Source organism: Methanosarcina sediminis, assembly GCF_052056915.1.
Lineage (GTDB): Archaea > Halobacteriota > Methanosarcinia > Methanosarcinales > Methanosarcinaceae > MTP4.
The window spans coordinates 1,762,276-1,787,302 of the sequence record NZ_CP195119.1 but is presented as its reverse complement, the minus strand read 5'-3'; the positions used below and the strand labels follow the sequence as shown (position 1 = coordinate 1,787,302).

Genomic DNA, 25,027 nt, shown 5'->3' with positions numbered 1-25,027 from the left:
TCCTCAGTCCCTGTGCAGGAACATTTCCCGCAAGTTACCATTCTCAACCGCTTCCATCACAAGCCCGGGATTGGTGGCGTACATGTGCACGATCAAAGAGATACTTACATAATCCCGCATATGATTCTCAGCCATGTAGGCAAGGATCTTTTCCCTGTCCTGGAATTCTTTAAAGAGTTTGTCCGGGTTCCAGCCCCTTGCCCTCATAATCTCGTTCAACACATAGGAATCCCCTGCCCGCTTGAAAGTGTCATGCTGGGGCTCCCAGCTATAGAGTTCGTTGATCCTGAGACTGCCGGTCCTCGCATCAAGCCCGGTTATTTCAACAATGGTCTTGGTTCTCCTCACCCTCACCTCATCCACGTAGGTCTGCATCTGGATGGAAATGACCCCAAGGGCCTGCATCATCACATGCGGGACATTGATGGGTTCGTTTTCAAGCCTGTTAACAACCGTCTGTACGTCACTTGCGTGCATGGTGGAATAGGTGGTGTGCCCCGTGGACATGGCCTGGAAAAGGGTCAGGGCTTCCTTTCCTCTTACCTCTCCCACAATGATGTATTCCGGACGCTGTCTGAGGGCAGCTTTCAGGAGTTCGTACATGGATACTTCCCCGGTGCCTCCCACTGTAAAGGACTTTCGGGTAGCTCCTGCAATCCAGTTTTCATGATGGAGCATGATTTCTCTGGTGTCCTCAATGGATACGATCTTGGCAAGCCTGGGGATGAACAGGGAAATTGCGTTCATGAGTGAGGTCTTCCCGGAAGCGGTCCCGCCTGCAAGGAGCACGCTGGTATTATTTTCGATGGCAAGCCAGTAGTAAGCCATCATTTCAACACTACATGTACTGTAGTTTATAAGGTCAATAGGGGTAATCGGGTCTCCCTTGAACTTTCGAATGGTGTAGGAACTGCCCCTTGTGGTGACCTCCTTTCCAAGGGTTGCCTGGATCCTTGACCCGTCAGGAAGAGTGGCGTCCACAATCGGTTCCCCTATGGAAATATGCTTCCCGCTGCGCTGGCAGAGCTTGACCACGAGAGAATCAAGTTCTTTCTCCCCGAAAATAACGTTTGTCACAATGTTATTGTGCTTCATATGGTAGAGGTAAATCGGGATTTCAACCCCTGAACAGGAGATGTCTTCAATGTTTGGGTCCTGGATCAGGGCGTTGATTCTTTCGTACCCGATAAAATTCCGCCGGATGAAATACATAATCTTATGGAGAGAGGGCAGTTCAAGGGTGTTGTAATACTGGTCAAAAAGGCGCAAAGCTTTGTTTGTGAGTATGACTTCTTTTTCCCTGCCAAGCCCCATGTCTTCCTGGGTCAGGGTGTCCTCGAGGTTGCCCCTTACACGTTCAAGAATAGCTTTCTCATATGCGGAAAGGGTGGGTTCGACCACGTTGTAAAACTTCATTTCCCTGTTTTCGATAATGCTAACAAAAGCGTAGGGTTCTTCTACCCAGTAGCGCTCTACTTCGGCAAAACCCACAGGGATTTCGTATTCCAGAAGAGGACCATAGGTTTCCGGGTCGTAAGGAGGAAGGGTCCTTATCTCTTCTTCCCTCAATTTTCTCATTATTTCGGTAAACTTATTTTTTGCTCCTTCAGGAGTCTTTACTTCTTCCAGGAATTCTTTTACTTTATCTCCTAACTTTTCGTCTCCCTTTACTCCCGCAATATCATAAACCAATTCTTTGAATTTAAGTGACGATCCGGCTTTTTTTTCTTTCTTTTTCTCTTTTCCTTTCCTTTTCCCTTTCTTTTTTCCTTTTCCCTCCTTCTCAATTTCTTTTCCTTTTTCTTCCTTTTCAATTTCTTTTCCTTTTTCTTCCTTTTCAACTTCTACTTTTTCTCCCTTTTCAACTTCTACTTTTTCTTTTCCTCTCTTTTCTCCCTCCTCTTTTTCCTTTTCTCTCTTTTCTCCTTCTCCTCCTTCTTTTGCTTTTTTTTCTCCCTCTGCTTTCCTCTTTTCAGGGGATTTTTTCAACTTGCTGGGATTATTTACTTCCGTTTTCTCGCTCATTTTTTTGGGAACCGTATCAATTTTTGTTTTTTCTGCGGGATGCAGCTTATTTTCAATCTCGGGTTCATATGCTGGAGGAAAAATTCCTTTCTTTTCGGTTTCTATAACAAGCCCGACTTCTATTCCAAGGCCGTAATTTTTGGAAAATGCGGATTCTTCTTCTGAATCAATGTCTTCCCCGGAGATGTCCGATAATGGCTCATCTCCTTTATTTTTGGTTTTTGAATTGGGGGTGCCCTCCCCCTTATTCGGATTTTCTTCTGTTCGCGGTTCCGGAATATCTTCGGAATTCCGGGGAGTTTCGACTCTCGAATCAGCAACCAGAATTTTTTTATCGGGCTTTTCTTCCCGGATTTTTTCCTTATCTCCCCCTGAAGCCTCCTCTTCAAACCCGCTGTTGTCGGCGGCTTCTCCGGTCAGAAGAATTTCGTCGTTACTCCCTTCAGAAGAGTCTTCTTCAGAGTCCTTTTCCCCCTTGCTCTGTAGCAGCACCGAATTTTCATCCGGAACCTCCTTTTCATCGGCTTTTTCAGCCTGGAGGTCTCTTTTATTGTCCGTTTCATCCGAGCTCTGATTTGAGCTTAAAGTATTTTCTGAGAGATTCTCGTTTTTATTATCCATTGAGACTCATCCCACTAAGACCTGTACCCCTATACTAAAATAATTTTTACATGTTGTCGGTATAATCTGTCAATAAAAATTTATAACCTTTTTGGTGAACTTTAATATGCAATTTTATAAGTTTGTGCCTTTTGGGCGATTACACTTTGCTTGATATCCAAAAAGCAAATGTATATTATCATTATTATTTTTTTTAAACTTATATTCATAATTATATAAATAGTTTAACTCCGACATGGTTTACGTAGTCAAAAACAGTTGGCTTCATCTGGATAAATTCAATACTACGTGGGTGAATGCAAAATTCGGTGGGTGGATATAATATTCTGTGGATATATGCGAAACTGTGTAAAAGTTAAAAGTTTATGTAAAAAATTATGTAGGAAATCATGTAATATATTGAGATGGAAAGTCGGAAAAAAAGAAAATGTGGTGGGATTACATGCTTACCAAAACAAAATTATGCAGAGCTACAATCTTAAAAAAATAATATTGTATGGTGGCTAAAAAGATAAATAATTAAAAATTGTGAAGTTAATTATATGATCACAAAATGAAAGGAGAAACGTGAATAAAGAAAGGAATAAATAAAAGTCTCAAAGTTTGCTTCCTTTCCTTATTATTACCGACTCCCCGGTCATTTCTGCAGGTTTTGGGATATTCAGCAGGTCAAGCAGGGTCGGGGCAAGGTCGCAGAGTTTCCCGTCTTTCAGGGTATCGACCTCGTCGTTGCCCACGTAGATGCAGCGCACCGGGTTTGAGGTATGTGCCGTGTGGACATCTCCTGTTTTCCTGTTTTCCATCTGTTCGGCATTCCCGTGGTCTGCGGTGATAATTGCCACACCGTCCGCTTTTTGCAGGGCTTCAATGGTTTTTCCAACGCAGCTGTCCACGGCTTCCACTGCTGCGACCGCAGCGTTGAAAATACCTGTGTGGCCAACCATGTCCATGTTGGCGAAGTTCAGGATAATTACGTCGTACTTTCCAGACTCGATCCTTTTGATTATCTCTGTTGTTACCTCGTAGGCGCTCATCTCGGGCTGCAGGTCGTAGGTGGCGACTTTTGGGGACGGGATCAGGCAGCGGTCTTCTCCTTCATAGCACTTCTCGACTCCCCCGTTAAGGAAAAAGGTCACATGGGCATATTTTTCGGTTTCCGCTATGCGGAGCTGTGTCATTCCGGCTTTGCTCAGCACTTCCCCAAGCACGTTTTTCAGGGTTTCGGGAGGATAGGCGATTGGCAGGTCCAGGGTTTCGTCGTACTGGGCCATGCAAACGTAGTGCACTTTCGGGGTGGCTTTTCTGGGGAAGTCTTCGAAGTCTTCGTTTACGAAAGCCCAGGTAAGCTGCCGGGCCCGGTCAGGTCTGAAATTAAAGAAGATTACGGAATCATTGTCCTGGACGGTGGCCGTCGGGTTCCCTGCCGCATCGGTGATTACTGTCGGTTTTACGAATTCGTCGGACTCGTTCCTTGAATAGGCTTCGGAGACTGCGGCAACTGCATCAGGGGCATTGTAGGGTGCAAGTCCCAGGGTAAGGGTATCGTAGGCGAGTTTTGTCCTATCCCAGCGCCGGTCCCTGTCCATTGCATAGTAGCGCCCGGATACGGTAACTATTTTTGCAACTCCACCTTCCTTGCAGAAGGCTTCGAGTTCTTTGAGGTCCTCCTTGGCTGCCCTGGGGGGCACGTCCCGCCCGTCCAGGAAAGCATGTATATACACTTTTCGGAGCCCTTTTTCTTTTGCAAGCCGGATAAGGGCCTTCAGGTGGGTCATGTGGCTGTGTACACCCCCATGGGAGACAAGCCCCATGAGATGCAGGCCTGAGTCATGGCTTTTAGCGTTCTCTATTGCATCCAGAAGCACGCTGTTTTCGAAAAAGTCCCCTTTCCTGATAGATAGGTTGATGCGGGTAAGGTCCTGGTATACGACACGCCCTGCCCCGATGTTAAGGTGTCCGACTTCCGAATTCCCCATTTGCCCTTCGGGCAGTCCCACGGCTTCCCCCGAGGCTTCAAAAAAACAGGACGGGTATTCTTCCACCAGGTGGTCAAGGTTCGGGGTTCTGGCTGCCAGGACTGCGTTTCCTTCCTCGTCGGGCAGGTAACCCCAGCCGTCAAGGATCATGAGCATGAGAGGTCGTCTTGCTTGAGTCATATGCAGGGAATTTCCGCATCCGTCGATAAAAAGCTTGTTATGAAAATATACGTAATATATTTATATTGTATTGAAAATATATTAGAAGTCCGTAAATATAAGTATTAATAATTACATAATTCCCCAAAAGGTAAAAACGGGACCGCAAAATTAGTTGAAATTCACTGTGAACATTTATTGAAAATTCCGGTAAATCTCCGGGTAACTGGCCAGGAGGATTGAACTTCAGGATCGCCAGGATTACTGAGTTGGAGGAATGATTATTATGAACGGAAATATTGCTGACGTAAAAGTCAAGGACTTAACCGCGAACCCGGCTCCTCTGGGGCTGATGGGTTTCGGGATGACCACGGTGCTTTTGAATTTGCACAACGCCGGGTATTATGGCCTGGGTGCAATGATTCTTTCCATGGGCATCTTTTACGGCGGGCTGGCCCAGGTAATTGCAGGGATTGAGGAATGGAAGAAAGGTAACACCTTCGGAGCTACGGCTTTCACTTCTTACGGATTTTTCTGGCTCTCCCTTGTTGGAATTGTCCTGATCCCAAAGCTTGAGGTGCTTCTTGGGGTGGGCTTTGCAAAATTGGCTCCTACCCCGACGGCCTTTGCTGCATACCTTTTCATGTGGGGACTCTTCACTTTCTTCATGTTTATAGGTACGCTGAAAGCCAACAGGGCATTGCAGGTTGTTTTCCTGACCCTTACTATCCTGTTCTTCCTGCTTGCTGCCGGTAACTACCTGGGAAGTGCAGCAATACTCAGAATTGCCGGGTTCGAGGGAATCTTATGTGGCTTTTCGGCTATTTACGCTGCTCTTGGCCAGGTACTGAACGAGATGTACGGGAAAACGGTCTTCCCTCTCTAAAAACGCTGCTTTCAAGAATCGAGAACAATTTTTCCGGGTCTTCTGCCCGGATCTTTTTCCACATTTTTTTTCTACACCGTTTTTCCACATGCCATTTTATATTCTTTTTTACATTCTCTCCATCTCTTTGAATTTTTTGAAATTCATTTAGAAAATTATTTATCTATTAATACTTATCCGTAAATTTGTATTACGTGGGTTCATTTCGGGGAAAACGATTGAGGAAAGAAAATGGACACAAAAAATATTGACTGGAATGAAGTGTGGAAAGAAAAAATGGATGCCCAGAAAAGGGCTTGCCCCAATACCGGACCTGGAAGTATCTGGCAGGAAAAAGAAAGTGCAAGGCGTTTCTGGGAGATGTCTCTAAAAAACTGGACCCGGATGGAAAAAACTATGCAGGGGATGGCCTTAACTTCCGACTCACGGGTTCTTGACATAGGGGCGGGGCCTGGCACTCTTGCAATCCCTCTCGCGGAAAAGGTTGCGCATGTGACCGCGGTGGAACCTGCTGAAGGGATGATGTGCGTCCTTAAGGAAAATATGGAAACTTACGGAATTGAAAATGTAAATTGTGTGTACAAAGATTGGGAAGCCGTTAATGCCGAAATGGATCTTTACGGTCCGTATGACGTGGTTTTTGCTTCATACTCCCTCGGCATGAAGGATATCCGCTCTTCGATTCGGAAAATGATTGACGTCTCTTCCGGGTACATCTATCTCTACTGGTTTGCAGGGGGGACTTCCTGGGACATGCACTCCCGAAAGCTCTGGCCCTCTCTGCATGGTTATGAATACCAGCAGGGCCCCAAAATCGATGTCCTTTACAATGTTCTCTATGATATGGGAATCTACCCAAACATGGAGGTTTTCCCCTTTGAACACGTCCAGACCTTTGCAAGTCTGGATGAAGCGGTTGAGAACTTTAAACCCCATTATGCTGTAACGTCGGAAGAACAGGAAGAAATTCTCAGGGCATATCTCAAGGAGTTACTTGAAGACGAAAACGGAAACATTGTGATCAGGGGCTGGAGCACAAGGGTAAAATTGTGGTGGGAAAACCGGGGTCGGGAGGATAATAAGCTGTAATGCTCCGGGGCTACTATCTATGTTTATTTCCTTTTGTTTGCAGTTTTATGGTTTAATATACATTCAATTGCCATATAAATATTCAATATCCCTCAAATTGCTTTATCCCTGATCCATATCCCTTCAATAACTGTAGACCTTCAATTAAGTCCGAGGACGGGGTTTCTCTGCTGGTTTTCACAGCTGTTATGCAGCTTTTTTTCTTCAAACAGGTTCTTATTTTTGAACCCTGTCCCCTCCTTATGTGAAAAATTCAAGCTCTTGAACGAAGCAGGGTTGCCTTCCAGCAGAAAGGGGGCCAGCATGGGGGATGTGGTGTAAATTTCTTCTCTTTTCTTCAGGACTTCGACGGAGACTAGCACGTCCAGAATCCTGGCCGTGAGCCGGGAGTCAGTCCCGAGTTCTTCTGCGAGGTTTTTCGCACTTTTTGGTTCTATCAATTTTGTGAAAATTCCAAGTTCTACTGCCGTCAGGAAAATTTGTCCTTCTTCATAGTTCATTGCAATTTCCCGCAGGAATTTTTTACTGTCTGCAGAAGATAGCATCCTCTCTGCAAGCTTTCCCGGATTCAATCTTATCTACCACCTGGCTTTTCTTATTTTTTTAGGAAGATTTTCTACGTTTTACCCGTATTTCTTCCTGCCAAGACAGTTCTCCAATTTTTCAAAAATATCAGTTATGGGTTTCTGGGGGTTATCTCGGTGTGGGTTTTTTGTTTTTTTGTTTTTTATTTTTCGGGTTTCTTGGGCTCTTCCATTTATGGTCCTTTAGAGTAAACTGGTCTTTACGCTGGAGGACCAGCCAACATTATATAAAATATGTCATATCTATTCATAATTTTTATGATGTGCTCTCTGAAATAAGGCGTTGTCAAAGATAAAACTTTCGGAATATTTTGTGCAATCTCCCCTATTTTTATACTGATTATTTTTTACTTTTATTGAAAATACCTGCTCAAAAAATTGAAAAAACACTGTTCATTATTTATTGTTTGTTAGTTTATTGGTATAATGTTTCTCCTGTTTCCAGTTTAACACATCGTAATAATATTTATTATACTATTGTTATAACCGTTGTCTAGGTCCTTTATTATTTAGTTTATCTTCTACATGTTATACTGATCCTCCAATATTCTATTCGATTAATAATATCGAACTGTGATGCAGTATTAGTTTCATGGACTCTAATATATTTTTGGGAAGTTTTGAAAAGGTTTTAAGGCATAGAAAGTCAAACGTACCTGAATACAGGGAGCAAAATGCTACCCTTGAGCTACTAAAAAGTTCTGTGCTTGTTGCTTTTTCCGGGGCGCTCCGGATTCATTTAGCTTTTCTGCTATTGCACATAACGTCCAGTCTGCTTACCTGCTTTGCAGGTGGCCTTGTGATCTATACGGTCTACACCCTGGACCGGGCCCTGGAGTCCGCAGAAGATTCCGTTAACCGGAAGGAATTAAATGGTTCGAAGCGGGAGGTTGCACTTGCTGTTTCTCTTCTGGCTTTTGTCATCGGCGTTTTTATTCTTGCAAAAGAAGGGCTTTGTGCACTCGCGTTTTTGCCTTTTATAACCGGTTATCTCTATAGTAAAGGTATAAATATCGGTAAATTTTCCCTGAAACTCAAGGGAGGACTCGGGGTCAAAAATCTTGTTGTGGGGGCTACCTGGGGGATTTTCATTGCCGGACTTGCCGGAGGAAGTTCCACTCATATGCTGCCTGTTATTCTGGTCTTTGCCTTCTTCGGAATCAAACTCTTCATTAACTCTGCAATCTATGACTTCAAGGATGTCAAGGGAGACACCCTTGCGGGCATCAGGACCCTTCCGGTTGCCCTGGGAGAACAAAATACCCGCAATCTTCTCATCACACTTCATTTGACTTCTCACATGGTACTCGGAGTTGCGCTAATTCAGGGATTGGTTGCATTCGAACCTCTCATCCTTCTATACAGCTTCGTATGCGGACTCATGTGTATCGAAAACTACACCCGGACTGAAGAAGAGGAACTTCCTTTCCGGAAACTCGAACGGACCTTTATGGTGGACGGGGAATCAACCTCAATTGTAGGGTTGAGGGCAGTCGCGGGGGCTTTCCTGGCTTAAAGATTTCCTTATCTGAAATCCGATCTTAACTGGCATCTGACCTATGCGGATGGGATAATTCCTTTTAGAGATAAGATATCCCTGTGAAGGCTGCACTATCCTGTAAGGGATGGAGTGTCCTCATGAAGGAAAGGGGATTGACTGCTGTGACCGGAAACCCGGATAACATTCCCTTAATTTTAAAAATAGAGTTGGCAGAAGATCAAATGGTCTTCTGGCCCTGTCCTTTCTTCTTTCCCTTGCTCCTATTTCGGGGGAAAAGGAAACTTTTACAAGCTCCGGTTTTTAAAGGTTCTTTATTTCTACTGAGTTTTCTTTGTAGTGCTTGAAAAGGTCATCTCCCCATTTGATAGCAAGTGCATCGAAACCGACAAGGTCGTTTCGTGGGTCAAAGGTGCCGTTCTTATAGAAAAGGGAGAGGGATGTAAAGCGGTCTGTTACGATAAAAGCGACCCTGGCATTGTCGTAAACGTAAAAGCTCGTATTTTTGTATTCCAGGTATTCTTCGATTTCAGTGTTGTATTCGCTTTTCAGCTTGAAAAAAACATTTGGAGTTACGATTATGGAGATTGGGATGCCCTTACGTGCCACATCCAGGAACATCTGGGGGTAATGGGGAAGGAATATTGACGCAAAACCCATGAGACGGGTGGATGATTGTACGTTTTCTATGAATGTTTTGTGAGAGTCATAGATGTTTTCATGTTCATCTCTTACAACCCTACACTCCTTGAGTTCCTGGATTCTGTTAAGCAGGGTTTCGGGAACCCCTGTAAGATCGTGCTCTTTCCAGAAGTTTTCATTTGCTTCTATGGCGGCAAGGGTGTCCAGGAAAGGTCTGAAATACATTGCTGAAACCTTCCCGAGAGGAGTCAGCCAGTACATTCCTTCCTGCCGGAAAATCAGGTTTGCATTTTCCATCTCCTTCAGACGGGGCAGAATCTCAGGAGACCTTACACTGAAATATTCCTTGATATCGGAAAGGGTCCTTGGGCTCTCCTGAATCAGGAAGAGCAGGTCCTTTCGTTTTTCAGAAAATGTGAGGATACTTAATAATCCGTTGGATTTCACTTTGATCAACCCTCATTTCGTTAACTTTGTGATGGTAAATCCCGTCTTCCTGAATAAGTCTTCCAGGTGATATCTCTAAATTAAAGGGATTTTTTGTTTTATTCATCTCTTTTTCATTTCATTTGCTATATTTTTTTGCGGTGGCTGTTATATGTTAGTCGTATACTATTGCTAGAATGGTATATGAATTCAATCTATATTATCTTTTTTGGGAGTGTTACATATTCTCTGGCATTTTTTGTCTTTCACAGATAATCTGAAGCGGTAGTCCCAAACTATTAGATCACATTATTATTATTTTCATATACTCCGTAACTAATTTTATTATATTATTGGTGTACAGTTATTTTACTGATATACCTCAATTGGATCTAAAAAAATGATTTCTCTCTCAAAGAAATCAGTGATTAAAACAGTTTTTTCATTTTGGATTTATTATATATTCGATATCTTATAAACGATTTTTAGGAAATGGCCTGTAATTGGAGTGCAAGGTGTGTGGAATGCTGTGTATTGAATTTTTTTCGAAAAAAGAGCTTTCGTTATAATTTGTATGTTAAAACCTGTCTGTTAAAATTCTTATTTTAAAGCCATATTAAAATTCGTATGTCCAAAAATAGTGAAATGGTTCCCTGCCATTTCCGGCAGGGAAGGCTGCATTTTGAATTTTGCAGCTTTTCGATTTTTAAATTTAATGAAGGAAGTGGCGCATGCCGGTGAATACCAGGGATACATTGAGCCGATTTGCGGTTTCTATAACCTCTCCGTCCCTAATGGACCCGCCGGGAGATACGATATAGCGGATGTTGTTCTCTGAGGCATGGATTACGCTGTCGTCGAAGGGGAAGAAGGCATCTGAGACCATCACGCATTCGGACAGGATATTTTTACAGTACTCTTCGAAGGGAATACCCGACTCTTCGCGCTCGTAGATAACCTTCAGGTTTTCGATTGCCTTTGTGGCTGCCAGTTTGCGGATGGAGTCCACGCGGTTCGGCTGTCCTGCGCCCATTCCCAGCACCATAAAGGAACCGGGTTCGTATTCGTGGGCGATGATAACTGCGTTAGATTTCGTGGCTTTGCAGGCTTTGAGGCAGAATTCTGATAGTTTGCGCTTTTCTTCGGGATAGGGGGTCTCCGTAACGGATTCCCACTTCTCGTAGATCCCTATGTCCCGGGACTGTTTGAGCATGCCTCCGATTATGTATTTGTAGGTGCAATTCGTCCCGAAACTTTCCCTTATATCGGGCAGTTTAAGGAGCCTTAAGTTAGCACTCTTGTTTTTCAGGTATTCGAGGGCATCGTGTGTGAAATCCGGGGCAAGGATGATTTCCACGAATTTCCCGTTCAGGAACTGGGCAGCTTCAAGGTCGAAGGTTTCGTTTGTGCAGATAATGCTCCCGTAAGCCGAGATGGGGTCTCCGTCCCAGGCAGCCTGCAGTGCCTGCAGGAGGGTGTTTCCTGTTGAAAGTCCGCAGGGGTTGTTGTGCTTTACAATGGCAACAGCCGGGGTGGCATTTCCCAGTTCCTTGACTGTCTGAAGGGCGTTGTCGGCGTCCACGTAGTTGTTAAAGGAAAGTTCTTTTCCGTGCAGCTGGACGGCTTTTGCCAGGCTCGGTCCTTCCAGCCGGGGTTCTTTATAGAAACTGGCTTCCTGGTGCCAGTTTTCTCCGTAGCGGAGTTTCACGCCGTCGGTGAACTTCAGGCGTAGCACTTCTTCTCCGAGAAGGACTTTGCTCAGGTAGGTATCGATGGCCGCGTCGTAGTCTGCAGTATGCCTGAAGGCCTTGACCGCAAGCTCGGCCCGGGTTTCATCGGAGATGACCCCGCTGGAACGCAGTTCTTTCAGGATACGCCCGTAGTCTGCGGGGTCAGAGAGTACTGTCACCGAGCGGTAGTTCTTGGCTGCCGAACGGAGCAGGGTGGGGCCACCGATGTCGATGTTTTCGATAGCTTCCTCCAGTTCCACACCTTCTTTCGAGACCGTGACTTCGAAGGGGTAGAGGTTTACGGCCACCATGTCAATGAGTGAGATGTCTTCTTTTGAAGCCTCTTCCATGTGTTCCTCGCTTTCCCTGAGGCATAAGAGGCCCCCATGGATCCTTGGGTGCAGGGTCTTGACCCTTCCTCCCATCATCTCGGGAAAGCCCGTAACTTCCGAAACATCAGTAACTTCAATACCGGCGTCGCGAATGATCTTCGCTGTCCCGCCTGTTGAGATAATCTTCACGCCAAGTTCTTCGAGCCCACGTGCGAATTCCACGATTCCTGTTTTATCTGAGACGCTGAGCAGTGCCCTTTTTACCAAGAAATCACCAATATACTTGGTTTAAAAATCCCTAGCTATATAGCTTTTGGTCAACATATTTTATATAAAAAGAGTTCCCGTTTCAAGACAAAATCGGGGTACAATTCCTTTGATTTTTATTTCTGTTAACGTGAGTACGTGGATCTCTCCCACTTTAAGGATCTAAAGGCTTTTCTTAAAGTCTTTTTCTGAAATCTTTCTGGATTTTCATACAGAGCCTTTTCCTTCCTCATTTTATTTTTTTCCATTCGTCCCGTTTCCCACTATGGTTGTTTTTTGCTCTGGTTATTTTTTCCACCCCGGGTGTTTCCCCCTCCGGCGGTTTCCCATTCAGTATCACCTTTAAGGAAAAAGGTTCAGGTGAAATACTTATTGTTTAGAAATAGAGGATAAAGTAGCTTTTCCGGAATTTTTGGTTTTTTTAAGGGGTTATCGAAGCAGAAGAAGGGGTGTCGGATGGAAAGGGACTACGATATCATAATCATAGGAAGTGGGGTTGCTGGCACAACCCTTGCATACAAAGTTGCGTCATCAGGACTTAACATTGCTATCATCGACTGCAGGGAGTATGGGGGGACCTGCCCGCTGAGAGGCTGCGACCCGAAAAAAGTACTTGCCAGCGCATCCGAGGCTACGGACTGGAACAACAGGCTCATAGGCAAAGGGGCAGGTACTGAGGGGCTGTTGAGCATTGACTGGCCCTCTCTCATCAGCTTCAAGAGGACTTTTACGGAGGACTACCCCCGGAAGATAGAGAAAAGTCTCTTTGAGATAGGGATCGATACGTATCACGGGCAGGCTTACTTCGAAAATGAAAACACCGTTGCCGTGGGGGAAGACCTGCTCCGAGGGGTATACATCTTCGTTGCCACCGGGACAAAACCCCGCAAACTGAACATCCCGGGTGAGGAGTACCTTACTTCAAGCGAAGAGTTCATGGAAACGGAACAACTACCCAAAAGAATCGTCTTTGTCGGGGGCGGTTACATTTCTTTTGAGTTTTCCCATATTGCCCGGAGAGCCGGGTCTGAGGTCGTAATTCTGCACAGGAGTAAAAGGCCCCTGAAGGGTTTTGACTCTGACCTTGTGGATGTACTCCTTAAAGCCTCCAGAGCCATAGGAATCGAGGTGCATACCGAGAATCCCGTGGTTGGGGTGGAAAAAGAAGGATCTCATCTCCTGGTCAAAACCGAGTTTAAAACCGAATCTCACACCGGAACTCATACTTTTATAGCGGATATGGTCGTGCACGGGGCAGGGCGGGTTCCTGACATCGAAGGTCTGGAGCTGGAAAATGCCGGGATCAGGGTCAAGAACGGGGCAATCGAAGTCGACAAGCACATGCGGACCTCAAACTCCCGGGTCTATGCAGGGGGCGACTGCAGTTCCGAAGGGATGCCCTTAACCCCGATTGCCGGCCTCCAGGCAGGAGTTGCGGCGGCAAACATCCTGGACGGAAACCTTGCTGAGGCAGATTATACAGGCGTTCCGAGTGCTGTCTTTACAATTCCTACAATGGCTTCCGTGGGGATCACTGCGCCCATAGATAGTAAGGAATATAAGGTGGTCTTCAGGGACCGGAGCGGCTGGTATTCCACGCGGCGGACTGGCCTTGAGTTTGCGGCATCAAAGGTAATTATCGATGAGGAAAACGACCGGGTCCTGGGTGCCCACATCCTTGGCCCTAACGCCGAAGAAGCGATCAACATTTTCGCCATGGTAATGCGGCTGGGTTTAAAAGCCTCGGACCTCAAGAAGGTCGTGTATGCGTATCCCGGTATTTGTTCGGATATAGTGCACATGGTATGATTCTGTATGCATGATGTGACTTTCCCCGCAAACCTGTAAATACCAGTTCCGGAAATGGATTGTTAGCATATTTTGTAGCATATTTTGTTAGCATATTTTGTTAGCATATTTTGTTAGCATATTTCAATATTTTTTCAAACTTACTCAAAAATCAAGGTTCAATCCTGAAAGGTGCCGCTTCATGCCCTCAAAAAGCCGAAAAGAAACCAAAAACCCCGGTTCCGATGAAGAATTCGAAATTCCTGACAACCGTCACAACTTCAACAAAATCTGGTCTATTCTCCGGGAAGAATACCCGGATGCAAAGCCAGCCCTTAACTACGGAAATCCCCTCGAACTCCTGGTAGCCACCGTCCTTTCAGCCCAGTGTACGGATGCGCAGGTCAACAGGGTGACCGAAGAGTTGTTTAAAAAATACCGGACTGTGGAGGACTACGCAAATGCGGATATCGGGGAACTCGAAGAAGATATCTATTCCACGGGCTTTTACAAGAACAAGGCAAAAAATATTATCGCGGCTGCCCGGCTTATTCTGGAACGCTATAACGGGGAAGTCCCGGATACCATGGAGGATCTCGTAACCCTGCCCGGGGTCGGGCGTAAAACCGCAAATATCGTACTTTCAAGAGGGTTTGGGGTAATAGAAGGTATTGCGGTAGATACCCACGTAAAGAGGCTCTCAGGGCGGCTGGGCTTTACTAATAATTCCGACCCCGTAAAAATAGAACAGGACCTTATGGCCCTTACCCCAAAAAATGAATTCGATTCGCTTTCTATGACCCTGATCCTTCACGGAAGAAAAGTATGTACTGCCCGGAAACCGAAGTGTCCGGAGTGTGTAATTAATAACTTGTGTCCTTCAAGTCTTATATTCATGGACCGGTGACTTTTCCTGACAATTTTTCGGATAACTTTTTCCGGATTATTTCTCCGGGTAACTTTGTGCTGTCATTGAATCATTTCTCTCCCGGGTTTTGCCCGGAAGAGATAATGATTTTTTTCTCTTGTTTTGGGGGGTTGTAGGTCCAATTTATCGCAAAATTTATCACAAAATTAACGGTTTAGGAAGTTTCAGGCTTTTTTGTTGAACACTTTCCCGAATCCGAAACTTATTGCAAGGACCGCAAGGGTTCCAATGGCAATTGCTGCCACTTCCCCGCCTTTGCCCATGCCCTCAATTGCATAGTCCGGCATGGGTGAGCCAACTGCAGGTTCTGCTTCTTCAAGTTCGGTCATCCTGGCTTCTTCTACCACGCCTCCTGCTGCGCTTTCCAGCCCGTCCGGGTCCGAGGAGGCAAGGAAAGGGGCAAGGGCTGAGAGCAGCAGGGCGATTGCAATCCCTGCGTAGAGGAATTTCATGTTTGAATTCCCGCTCATGCCGTGGCCTCCATGTCAAGTCTTTCGTTTCCTGCGGCAAAACCGTCTTCCAGGAGATCAGGGCGGGATTTGGCTATTGCAGAGATTGCAACTGCAGTGATCAGTCCTTCCCCGATGAAGCCTATGATCAGGTGAAAGGTGCCCATTGCCATGAGGCCCGGAACCAGGGGAAAGGTCCCTGCAAGCCACATCTGGACTGCGCAGGCTATTGCCGAGATAAAGAGCCCTACCCAGGCGCCTCCGAAGGCGGCAATGTTCACATTCATATTCTTGCGGAGCATGACGTACGTATAATAACCGACAAAACCGGAGATTACGCCCATGTTCAGGATGTTTGCGCCCATAGTGGTAATTCCCCCGTCCGCAAAGGCGAAGCCCTGCACGAGCAGCACGAGGGTAAGGACCAGGACGCCTGCCCAGGGGCTGGCAAAGACGATAGCCACAAGGGTTGCCCCAACCATGTGCCCGCTTGTCCCCATCCCGATGGGAATGTTCATTGCCTGGATTGCAAAGATTCCCGCTGCAAGGGCAGCAAGAATCGGTACTTTCATCTCGTCAAGTTCATTTTTTGCCCACTTCATAGACATTATGATAAAAGGAAGAGCAATAATCCAGTAAACTATTGCCTGGCTTAAAGGTATGAATGAATCAGGTATGTGCAAATTCTTCCCTCCATTTTTTTATGTACCCATTTTCAGGTCTGCCCGTTTTTATCCCGTTATTTAATTTTATTAGTGTTATCTTCACAGCGTTACTTAACACTGTTAATGTAGATTCGTATTACATAAATATCTTTTGATATTACTTCCTTTGATGATTAGTTAATTTACTCATATCCTGTAAACCTGCAGATGGGCTCTGTATTAATATTCGGATGTTTTTCCAGGCGATTATCTGAAAAAAAGATTTGAATGAAGGGGTGCACCCATCATTTTCTTCCTGAGTTGGGGGCTTCCAGCTTCGGATCTCTAGTCAAATAAAAAAGTGGATGCTCAGGACACAGCCGAGGCTTACAAACAAAAAGATTCCATCTTTAAGCCCTATTTTCATCCTGTAATATGCCTTCTCATGCCCGCTCCCGTATCCCCTGCAGAGCATACTGATGTAGGTTTTTTCTCCCTGCTCGTAGGAGCGTATGAAAATTGAGCTTATGCTGTGCCCTACCTGTTCAAGAACCCATTTTCTGGGCACATCTTTGTTCCAGATGTCAAAGAGCCGGGTCTGCTGGGCAATTCTTATGCGTTTCAGGACGGCCCAGAAAAGGAAGAGGTAGCGCACCATCATGCTCAAAAGCAGGGTGAACTCCCGGGGGACGCCCAGCCTGTCGGCTGCAGTTACCATATCCCGCATCCGGGTGGTGGAGGAAAGCAGGATTACCGCTGTTACGCAGACCAGGAATTTCATGAGAAGGGTGGTCCCGAAAGCCAGCCCTTCATAGGTGATACCGAGCCCGAAGGGCAGGTCCAGCGGATAGGGAGTGTAGCTTTCCACGAAAGAATGTCTTATGAATGGCTGGAAGAGGGCTATTCCGAGTCCGAAAGGCAGTACGGCAAGGATGCGCAGCCCGAAGTACCTGAGGTCCAGCCCTGCAAGAAGGACAAGGAGCAGTAGATACGTTTCCACTGACAGGAGGCGCACAATGTTTTGTTCATGGATTCGGGGCAGGCTTACGACGTAAACGATCACTAAAAGTGTGAAGATCAATTTTATCCGGGGGTCGAGCCGGTGCACGGGGCTGTTTTTGTATGACTCGCGCTCGATATCGGTAAGGGTTACCATTGAGTTATTCTCCATCCGGCATCTTTTTTCAGGTCTCTCTCAATCTCTCGTCTCTCAAGCACTCATTTTTCTCAAAATCTAATTTTTTCCAAATACTCATCTCATTCCGTGCTTTTAGTGTCCGGTTTCCATGATCCTCAGGATTTCGTTTTTGGCGGATTCGGCTGTGATCTGTATATTGGCATTGATCCCTTCCTGCCTCAACAGTTCGAAAACTTCGGCAACCCTGGGAAGTCTCAGATGGGCTTTCCCGAGGAGTTCGGGGTCACTGAATATTTCTTCCGGGCTCCCGTCAGCTTCAAGTTTCCCGTGGTGGAGGACGAACACCCTTTCTGCGAAATAGGGCACCACGTCCACGTCGTGGGTGGAGAGGAGCAGGGTAATCCCGAGTTCCCGGTTCATTTTCATTATCAGGTCCAGGACTCGGGTGGAACTGAGGGGGTCGAGGCCGGCTGTCGGCTCGTCGAGCACGATTACTTCGGGGCGCATGGCAAGGACCCCGGCGATTGCAACCAGTTTCTTCTGCCCTCCGCTGAGGTGGTGCGGAGCCCTTTCTTCAAAGCCGCTAAGCCCCACCATTTCCAGGGCTTCCTTTACCCTTGCCTCCACCTCGGCCCTGGAAAGCCCCATGTTGATAGGCCCGAAAGCCACGTCTTCTTCCACGCTTGGGGCAAGTACCTGGTCGTCCGGGTCCTGAAAGACGATCCCGACTGTTTCCCGGCAGTTCCGGACATTCTTTTTAGTAAGCTTTTCTCCCTTTACCAGCACTTCTCCTGAGAGCGGTTTCAGGATCCCGTTAAGGTGCTTGAAGAGGGTGGACTTCCCGGCTCCGTTGGCTCCCAGTACCGCGACCCTTTCCCCTCTGTATATCTTCAGGTTGATGTTGTCCAGGGCGTTTTCGGACAGGTGGGGGTACCTGTGGCAGAGCTTTTTTATCTCAAGGACAGGAGTCCCGTCTCTTTTCCCGGTTAAGTTATTAATGGGATCTTGTTTTTGCTTCATCGATAACTTCCTGTAAGTAGTGTCCCGTAAGTGCTGTCCCGTAAGTTGTGTGCCATTAGTGGTATATTATAAGCGGAATCCCGTAAGCTGGAACTCGCTGTTAACTTTTTGAAAAACAGTGTTAACACAAAAGAGGTTATTGTTTTTATTTATTATGGTTTGTGTTTTGTTGCTTTGTTTTTTAAGAACTTGAAGGCGGTGACAGGCAATGACGGATAATTATACAAAGCTTCCCCGCGTTTTTTCTTTTAATGCAGCGGATCGTTCTCCATGTGGACATGGACTCTTTTTATGCCTCCATCGAGGAGCGGGAAAACCCCGAACTCCGGGGAAAAGCTGTTGTGGTCTGTATGCTCTCGGGGAGAAGTGAGCTGAGCGGGTCGGTCAGCACCTGCAACTACATTGCCCGGGAGTCCGGTATCAGGTCCGGGATGCCCTGTTCAAGGGCAAAGAAACTTAACCCTGATGCGGTGTTTCTGCCGGTAAGGAAGGACTTTTATAAAGAGGTCTCGGACAATGTCATGGAAATTCTCAGGAGCTATGCGGATTCCGGGGAGAACGGGGATGCATTTGAGCAGATAAGCATTGATGAGGCGTTCCTGGAGACCACGGAAAGAGCTGGGGGGGACTTTGACAGGGCTTTCGAGCTCGGGACGCGAATAAAAGCCGAGGTCCGGGATAAAGAAAAGCTTACCTGTTCTGTGGGGGTCGGCCCGAACAAGCTTATTGCAAAGATGGCTTCTTCGGTGAAAAAACCCGACGGGATTACGATGGTGAAACCGGAAGATGTTGCCGCTTTCCTTGGTCCGTTGAAACTTACGAAGCTCTGGGGCCTCGGGGACGTAACCGCAGATAAACTCCAGGAAATGGGGGTCTCCACGGTTGGGGAACTTGCAGAGTACGACGTGATCGGGCTGATCTCGGCTTTCGGAAAGGTCAGGGGGACCTGGCTCAAGCAGGCTGCTTCAGGGCTTGATGACTCTCCCGTAAAGGAGCGGGAAGGTTCCGAGCAGATAGGAAGGATTGCAACGCTTTCCGAAGATACCCTGGACCCTGAACTGATCTATCCGCTGGTGGATAAGCTTGCCGAGGACGTTATTGCAAAACTGGACGCAAGGGGACTGGCTTTCAGGGTTGTTACCATAACTGCGATAAATTCGAACTTCAGGACGCATACGAAGAGCCGGACCCTGAACCATCCCGTCTCGGAAAGGGCAATTCTTCGGGAAACTGCCCGGGAAATTCTCGACGCTTTCCTTTCGGAAAGTTCCATTGAACTCCGGCGCGTGGGGGTAAGGGTCGGCGGGCTCCAGAAAAAGACGGGCCAGACCAGCCTTTTTGACTACGGAACCTGATTTTTCAGGTTTCGTCCTCAGGGATTCTGATTTTTCAGGTTTCGTCCTCAGGGATTCTGATTTTTCAGGTTTCGTCCTCAGGGATTCTGATTTTTCAGGTTTCGTCCTCAGGGAGTCTGATTTTTCAGGTTTCGTCTTTCAAGGGGCTTGAGCCTGGTAAAGTGCAGCTTAAAGGTCCTGAGGTTTACCTACCAAGAATTTTTGAAATTCTGACTCCCCCGGGGCAGGACTTTTTGTTTACCTTTTTTTCGCCCATGGCAGGGTGGATATAAATTAATAAATTAATATTTCAATGCTGTTTATATATGCATCTGCAACGGTTACAAGTTGCGTTTTGTATATTATACTTCCTTTTTTATGTTAACCCATGTGAAATATTTTTTCACAAAATTTATCACACAAGAAATCCAATATCTATATGGATTAATGATTAAAAATTGCGTCCATGACCTGAGTTTCCATTCCCATATTTTCAGATGTGGCTATTTTTACTGTAGATCCTATCTGCATGCGAATTTCCTGTAAAATGGCAAACTATAAGGATATTCGCTCAAGAATGGCAAAGAACGTATCAAGTGGTACAGGGAAGGACGGATTTGTTAGTAGACTGTTAGGAGAGGGAATAACATGCTGAGGAGACCGTTTACCATCCAGTTCCCGGAGAATCCGGACACGGGTTTTGCCTGGGACATAGCAACGAGCAACGGCCTTGAGGTTATGAGCGAAAGATACGTCTCCAACGGCGATGTAGCGTTGGAAGGCGGCTACCGCATATGGGAAATCCAGGTGATCTCCTCCGGAAGCCAGAAAATTACAGGAACATGCCGTAAAGGAAACCAGATAGTGAGCTGTTTTGAAATCAATATAGACGCCGAATGAAACCCCATAAAGGTTGCTGAATATTACTTTGAACCGGAACAGTTCCCTTTTCCGGAACAGTGACCTCGTACCGGAAAATAGCTTCAGGTGCCCGACCTGAAGCCGAATGCCCATTTTTACATTTTCCTGCTCTTTCACATTAAGCCGTAATTGCTGCTGTTTTTCTATTCCTTAGTTGGAATATGTTATCTTTTTCTTCATACTGATCAGCTTATACATGTGATCAGCTTACATGTGATCAGCTTACATGTGATCAGCTTACATGTGATCAGCTTACATGTGATCAGCTTACATGAATTTTGCAAGTGGACAGACTTCAATGCAGTTCCCGCAGTGGGTGCAGGTGTCCTTGATCTCTGCCCTGCCGGCTTTCATTTTTATCGAACCGTGTTCGCAGTGCCCTACACAGATCCCGCAGCCCTGGCAGAGTATTGCCCTTCTCACCGAGAGTTCCATCTTCCTCATCAGTTTTTTCACGAGTTTTTCGTTTTCACTTCTCCCGTTAACGTTTCCTGATGCAAAGACCTGGGCTCTGGATTCTCCGGCTGCGACCGAAGCCGCACCTTCGATGTAAGACGCCTTTCCGACGGCATTTAGCATCCCGCTCTCTTTCAGGCTTTCGATGTCCACAGCCTGCCCGAAACTCCCGTCCGCAGAAATCCCTCCTACCTTGCAGGGCCTGTAACCCGTGGTGACCTCAAGGTGGAGCTCTTCAGGGGTAGCCTGTTTCGGGAGCAGTTTTATTCCTTTCTTCTCCGCAAGTTCCACAAGGACTTTGGGATACCGTTTATAACGCCATAAGCCGTATTTCACCCATTCCGGGGAGAGCCCCATGCGCTCTGCATAGGCGAGGAGATGAAAGTTTAGCTTCTCCGCAAGTTCGGGGTGGCTTTCCTCGAGCTGGAAAAAGTCGGCAAGGGATGATGAGGGGCAGAGCCAGCAGCCCATCCGGTCGTAGCCTTTCTCGTAAGCGGGATTGTAAGGGGCTTTTGTCCTGAAAAGGTAGAGCCAGATGTGCAGGGCGGTCCATTCCTGGATTGGGGTGGCTCCCACCTGATTTCCTACCCAGGGGTTTTTCCAGACCTTCTTGCTCATGGCGCGGGCATGAGATTCGTATTGCCTCTGCCCGATGAAGCTCAGGCACCCATTTTCGTAATTCTCGTCGATCAGCCGGACTATGGGGCCCAGTTTGCAGATTTTGCAGCACCAGCGGGTGTCCATTGTCGGGGGGCCGAAAACCCCGATGGAGTCCCAGAACGCGTCTCCGGCACTGGTGATCTTAAGGGGTTTTCCGTAGTATGTGCCAACTTCCCGGACGTTTTCCAGGGTCTCCGGGAACTCAATTCCGGTGTCGGCAAACAGGATTTCGTAATCTTCAAGGACTTCGTCAACAAGCTGGAGCACGGCCAGGCTGTCCTTCCCTCCGGAATAAGATACGCTGACTTTCTTGTCTATGCTTCCGGCAACGTTTCGGATGAATGTGTGGGATTCTTCTATCATTGCGTCCAGAAGCTTTTCATTTGCCCTTACTGCGTCGTCCCAGCTCTGTCCTCCAGCAGGGATCTTTGCCTCAGCCGGGGCTTCGCTCCAGCGCGGCTTCACGGCATTCCCGCGTTTTTCATCACGCATCTCCTGCCCTGCCATCCGGGCCCTTCCGCAGCAGATAACGTCTCCTGTGGGGGTCAGCACCACCACTTCATCGTCTTTCCGGATCCCGGGGTCCGCGTCCAGCACTCCCGGGGCAAGGACACTTGCTCCTTTTTCCAGGATGAAGGGTACCACTCCTTCGTCTATGATAACCCATTTCTTCAAATTTCCACTCAAACTTTCCGGGTCCCTTCCATGGAAAAGCCGCCTTGCACCTTCGAGGCGGGGGAGGATGACCCATTCACAGCTTTCTATTTCAAACCTGATGGAGGCAAGGACTTTCCCGTCCACTACGATTTCGTCCATCCGGTCTTCATAGGGAGCTTTGTTCAGAACCGCAAGGTGCCCTTCGGGGATCAGGGGAGCATTGAACTGTTTTTCGGAAACCGAATTTATGCGCTTGATATCATATTCAAAAGCCGGGCGGATGTCTCCCGGAGGGGTGACCTCGACTTTTTGAGTCTTTTTGCCGCACCCACACTTTTTTCCAAGCACGGGCACATTGCAAGCCTCGCACCAGTGCAGGAGCATTTTGCCAAGGTATGCTGGTCTGGACATGTCACGCTGATTGAGCGAGGTTCACCTTTAAAAGGCTTTGGCTTTGAGCCCTCTCTCCCGGGGAACTACATCCGGAAATTTTCAGGCTCGGAATCCTTGATTTTTTTGAATCCTTGATTTTTTTGTTATTTCGATGTACTCACTGTTGCGTTATTCCCTTTCCTTAATACATACTATATATACAATAAAAATCAGAATTATAAAATACAAGGGGGGATTTTATGGTAATTATTAAGGAAATAGACCCGGTTGCATACGGCAAGATCCTTGCCATACTCTACGGGACAATGGGTTTAGTCTTCGGGCTTTTCACAACATCCGCCGCTTTTATGGGTTTTTCAATGCCCGATTCCCTGGGAATATTTTCCCTGATCTTCGGTAAATGGGCGGTAGTCAGTCTGCCCGTTTTTTATGGGGTCTCGGGATATTTCATAGGGCTTATAACCGGGACACTATATAATGCGGTGGTTGGTTCGAAAAAAGGTTTCCGCGTGGAATTCCTGCGCTGACCTGAGGGTATTTCCGGCACACTGGAATCCCGGGTTTATTTAGAAGGAAAGATATTCCGGTGTTTTCAAATTGCTGCCTTTTCCATTTTTGCCAATTCCTAGAAAAATTTTGACATGAGAGAAGAGCCGGAACTGCAGTGTTCGGCAAAACTGCAATGGCTGCAGAGTTTTCCTTCTTTCTTTTCGGGCATGAACCCGGCTTTTATTTTTTCCACGCGCCTGGAGATTTTCAGGACTTCCCTGCGGTCGGCACTGCGGACCGTTACTCTTCGGAGGAGGCCGAATGCCGCATACTCTACAAAGGCAAAGGGGACTTCTTTTCCTGATTCGTTTTCCAGTAAGAGGGTGAAAGCTGCTGCACGCAGCCTGTCCGAGGCCCATACGCCCTGAGTGGGGCAGTTCCCGGGCCTGATGATGGAGGGGACAAGGGTGCCTTCGAAACAGACCAGTTTGGAAGGTACGCCCTTCAGGTTCAGGCGGGCGGAGGAGAGTAAAGACTCGGTTTTCACGGGAGTGACTGCCGCAAGCAGGGGTTCTCTCCCGTATTCTTCCAGGGCCAGGAGGAGGTTGCTTGTAATTTCCTGAAGCCGGGCTCTTGCAGCTGCCGCAGCTTCTTCAAGCATCTCCTGCCCCGTTTCTTTGAGTTCCCCCGGAAACAAAAGTGGCAGGTCCTTTTGAGCCCTGTCCAGGGCGGCATCGAGTTCGTGGTAAAGGCTATCGGCGTTCAACGAACACTTATTCAGAATTTCCGGATAAGTCAGGGCAAGCTCTTTCAGGAGCATCCTTTCAAGCCTGGAAGCATTCATCTCGGCAATAAGTTCAAAACCCCGGCTGGTAAAGTACACCCGCCTTGGGCAGCTAATATATAGTATGAGGTCAGAAACGCTCATTTCCGGACTTCGGGAATCTGCAGGCATTACATATTAATTTATGATGAATGTAATATAAATAATTGAAGGAAGAACCCACTGTAAACCGGATATGTCTTATAATATCGAGCGGAGATTTTTTTTGTAAATCAGGTGCAGACAAATTCCCGACAATTGCCGAAACCACATTCGTTAAATATATATGGGACTGTTTCATCATAGGGTATGTGAGTCATGACATCCAATGAATCCTCAGAAAATCTTCGAAACCGCCTGGCGGAAAAAATGGCTGGAGAGATCACTCTTTCAGATAAGCCGGGAGAGTCACTGAAAAAGTGGAGGTTGAACTTTGAGATCTCTCAGACCGATATTGCAAATTACCTGAAGGTTTCCCCCTCCGTTATCAGCGACTATGAAAGCGGGAGAAGAAAGTCCCCCGGGACTCTTATCGTCCGGAAAATCGTGGAGTCCCTTATCGAGATTGATTTAGAGCGGGGCGGAAAGAAGATCCATGCTTACGAAACAATGCTAAGTTCTGAAAACAGCTCGAAAGCTATTTACTCTACATACGAATACACTATCCCCATACAGCTTGCAAAATTGGTTAACCTGATCGAAGCTGAAGTGGTCTATAAAGGATCTGAGAGGCCTCTTTACGGTTTCTCCGTGATCGACAGCCAGCGTGCAATCCTGGAACTCTCTTCCCACGAGTTCCAGAAACTCTATGGCTGGAGTACGGACCGGGCTATGATCTTTACAAAGGTGACAACCGGGAAATCTCCCATGGTAGCTATCCGGGTCACCAATCTCAAACCCGGGGCAGTTGTGCTCCAGGGGCTTCGAAAAGAAGAGGTCGAGCCTGTTGCCGTTAAGATGGCAGAGGTTGACCGCATCCCTGTTCTTGCAACTACCATGGATCTTGACCAGATTATCCAGACTCTTAAAAAATACAGTAAGTACCACGTGAAGGAATAACCTTCTCCGGTAACTTTATTCCCTGAATTTTTT

At 46.8% G+C, this 25,027-nt stretch carries 21 protein-coding genes; 10 read left to right on the top strand and 11 right to left on the bottom strand.

From position 1 onward, the window contains the following. Positions 1 to 3 precede the first annotated feature (3 nt). Complete coding sequence (locus tag ACSAZK_RS07570) at positions 4 to 2,646, bottom strand: type II/IV secretion system ATPase subunit (RefSeq protein ID WP_440956747.1); 2,643 nt, start codon at positions 2,644 to 2,646, stop codon at positions 4 to 6. A 596-nt stretch (positions 2,647 to 3,242) separates the two neighbouring features. After that, positions 3,243 to 4,802, bottom strand: a complete 1,560-nt coding sequence (gene gpmI, locus ACSAZK_RS07565) for a 2,3-bisphosphoglycerate-independent phosphoglycerate mutase (RefSeq protein ID WP_440956746.1) — start codon at positions 4,800 to 4,802, stop codon at positions 3,243 to 3,245. 265 nt (positions 4,803 to 5,067) lie between these two features. Between gpmI and ACSAZK_RS07560 the strand changes: the two genes are divergently transcribed. Further along, on the top strand, positions 5,068 to 5,667 hold the full coding sequence (locus ACSAZK_RS07560; protein WP_440956745.1) for an acetate uptake transporter: 600 nt from the start codon (positions 5,068 to 5,070) through the stop codon (positions 5,665 to 5,667). 231 nt (positions 5,668 to 5,898) lie between these two features. Beyond that, positions 5,899 to 6,756, top strand: a complete 858-nt coding sequence (locus ACSAZK_RS07555; protein ID WP_440956744.1) for a class I SAM-dependent methyltransferase — start codon at positions 5,899 to 5,901, stop codon at positions 6,754 to 6,756. A gap of 140 nt (positions 6,757 to 6,896) precedes the next feature. On the opposite strand, the gene ACSAZK_RS07550 is transcribed toward ACSAZK_RS07555, so the two are convergent. Continuing rightward, on the bottom strand, positions 6,897 to 7,328 hold the full coding sequence (locus tag ACSAZK_RS07550) for a methyltransferase family protein (protein WP_440956743.1): 432 nt from the start codon (positions 7,326 to 7,328) through the stop codon (positions 6,897 to 6,899). 604 nt (positions 7,329 to 7,932) lie between these two features. On the opposite strand from ACSAZK_RS07550, the gene ACSAZK_RS07545 reads away from it, so the two are divergent. After that, positions 7,933 to 8,856 carry a UbiA family prenyltransferase gene (locus ACSAZK_RS07545; RefSeq protein WP_440956742.1) on the top strand — a complete coding sequence of 308 codons (924 nt, stop codon included), beginning with the start codon at positions 7,933 to 7,935 and terminating at the stop codon, positions 8,854 to 8,856. 285 nt (positions 8,857 to 9,141) lie between these two features. On the opposite strand, the gene ACSAZK_RS07540 is transcribed toward ACSAZK_RS07545, so the two are convergent. Continuing rightward, complete coding sequence (locus tag ACSAZK_RS07540; RefSeq protein WP_440956741.1) at positions 9,142 to 9,927, bottom strand: helix-turn-helix transcriptional regulator; 786 nt, start codon at positions 9,925 to 9,927, stop codon at positions 9,142 to 9,144. A gap of 691 nt (positions 9,928 to 10,618) precedes the next feature. Next, positions 10,619 to 12,235 carry a bifunctional phosphoribosylaminoimidazolecarboxamide formyltransferase/IMP cyclohydrolase gene (purH, locus tag ACSAZK_RS07535; protein WP_440956740.1) on the bottom strand — a complete coding sequence of 539 codons (1,617 nt, stop codon included), beginning with the start codon at positions 12,233 to 12,235 and terminating at the stop codon, positions 10,619 to 10,621. 456 nt (positions 12,236 to 12,691) lie between these two features. Between purH and ACSAZK_RS07530 the strand changes: the two genes are divergently transcribed. Further along, on the top strand, positions 12,692 to 14,044 hold the full coding sequence (locus tag ACSAZK_RS07530) for a dihydrolipoyl dehydrogenase family protein (protein ID WP_440956739.1): 1,353 nt from the start codon (positions 12,692 to 12,694) through the stop codon (positions 14,042 to 14,044). 181 nt (positions 14,045 to 14,225) lie between these two features. Continuing rightward, the gene (nth, locus tag ACSAZK_RS07525; protein ID WP_440956738.1) at positions 14,226 to 14,930 is read left to right on the top strand and encodes an endonuclease III; all 705 of its coding nucleotides are present in this window, start codon (positions 14,226 to 14,228) and stop codon (positions 14,928 to 14,930) included. 185 nt (positions 14,931 to 15,115) lie between these two features. Here nth and ACSAZK_RS07520 read toward each other — a convergent pair whose 3' ends face one another. The 4 genes from ACSAZK_RS07520 to ACSAZK_RS07505 all read right to left on the bottom strand — a co-directional run bounded on the left by ACSAZK_RS07520 (position 15,116) and on the right by ACSAZK_RS07505 (position 18,202). After that, positions 15,116 to 15,421 carry a PDGLE domain-containing protein gene (locus tag ACSAZK_RS07520; RefSeq protein WP_440956737.1) on the bottom strand — a complete coding sequence of 102 codons (306 nt, stop codon included), beginning with the start codon at positions 15,419 to 15,421 and terminating at the stop codon, positions 15,116 to 15,118. Continuing rightward, entirely contained in the window at positions 15,418 to 16,083 is a 666-nt protein-coding gene (cbiM, locus tag ACSAZK_RS07515) for a cobalt transporter CbiM (RefSeq protein WP_440956736.1), read from the bottom strand. Before cbiM ends, ACSAZK_RS07520 begins: the two co-directional genes overlap by 4 nt. A 310-nt stretch (positions 16,084 to 16,393) precedes the next feature. Next, positions 16,394 to 17,200, bottom strand: a complete 807-nt coding sequence (gene cbiQ / locus ACSAZK_RS07510) for a cobalt ECF transporter T component CbiQ (RefSeq protein ID WP_440956735.1) — start codon at positions 17,198 to 17,200, stop codon at positions 16,394 to 16,396. Positions 17,201 to 17,314: 114 nt separating this feature from the next. After that, on the bottom strand, positions 17,315 to 18,202 hold the full coding sequence (locus tag ACSAZK_RS07505; RefSeq protein ID WP_440956734.1) for an energy-coupling factor ABC transporter ATP-binding protein: 888 nt from the start codon (positions 18,200 to 18,202) through the stop codon (positions 17,315 to 17,317). 251 nt (positions 18,203 to 18,453) lie between these two features. Here ACSAZK_RS07505 and dinB point away from each other — a divergent pair, with 251 nt between their 5' ends. The 3 genes from dinB to ACSAZK_RS07490 all read left to right on the top strand — a co-directional run bounded on the left by dinB (position 18,454) and on the right by ACSAZK_RS07490 (position 20,436). Next, complete coding sequence (gene dinB, locus ACSAZK_RS07500) at positions 18,454 to 19,557, top strand: DNA polymerase IV (RefSeq protein ID WP_440956733.1); 1,104 nt, start codon at positions 18,454 to 18,456, stop codon at positions 19,555 to 19,557. Then, the gene (locus ACSAZK_RS07495) at positions 19,541 to 19,708 is read left to right on the top strand and encodes a pentapeptide repeat-containing protein (protein ID WP_440956732.1); all 168 of its coding nucleotides are present in this window, start codon (positions 19,541 to 19,543) and stop codon (positions 19,706 to 19,708) included. The genes dinB and ACSAZK_RS07495 overlap by 17 nt, the downstream gene beginning before the upstream one ends. 476 nt (positions 19,709 to 20,184) lie before the next feature. Next, positions 20,185 to 20,436 (top strand): protease inhibitor I42 family protein, encoded by a 252-nt coding sequence (locus ACSAZK_RS07490; RefSeq protein ID WP_048177606.1) that lies wholly within the window; start codon positions 20,185 to 20,187, stop codon positions 20,434 to 20,436. Between the two features lie 288 nt (positions 20,437 to 20,724). Here ACSAZK_RS07490 and ACSAZK_RS07485 read toward each other — a convergent pair whose 3' ends face one another. After that, positions 20,725 to 22,641, bottom strand: a complete 1,917-nt coding sequence (locus ACSAZK_RS07485) for a phosphoadenosine phosphosulfate reductase domain-containing protein (RefSeq protein WP_440956731.1) — start codon at positions 22,639 to 22,641, stop codon at positions 20,725 to 20,727. Between the two features lie 221 nt (positions 22,642 to 22,862). Between ACSAZK_RS07485 and ACSAZK_RS07480 the strand changes: the two genes are divergently transcribed. Beyond that, on the top strand, positions 22,863 to 23,150 hold the full coding sequence (locus ACSAZK_RS07480; RefSeq protein ID WP_440956730.1) for a hypothetical protein: 288 nt from the start codon (positions 22,863 to 22,865) through the stop codon (positions 23,148 to 23,150). A gap of 98 nt (positions 23,151 to 23,248) precedes the next feature. Here the strand turns inward: ACSAZK_RS07480 and ACSAZK_RS07475 are convergent, their stop codons facing one another. Beyond that, complete coding sequence (locus tag ACSAZK_RS07475; RefSeq protein WP_440956729.1) at positions 23,249 to 24,067, bottom strand: CRISPR-associated protein Cas4; 819 nt, start codon at positions 24,065 to 24,067, stop codon at positions 23,249 to 23,251. Positions 24,068 to 24,253: 186 nt separating this feature from the next. On the opposite strand from ACSAZK_RS07475, the gene ACSAZK_RS07470 reads away from it, so the two are divergent. Next, a complete protein-coding gene (locus tag ACSAZK_RS07470) occupies positions 24,254 to 24,994 on the top strand; it encodes a helix-turn-helix domain-containing protein (protein WP_048177613.1) in 741 nt (246 codons plus the stop codon). Positions 24,995 to 25,027 lie beyond the last annotated feature (33 nt).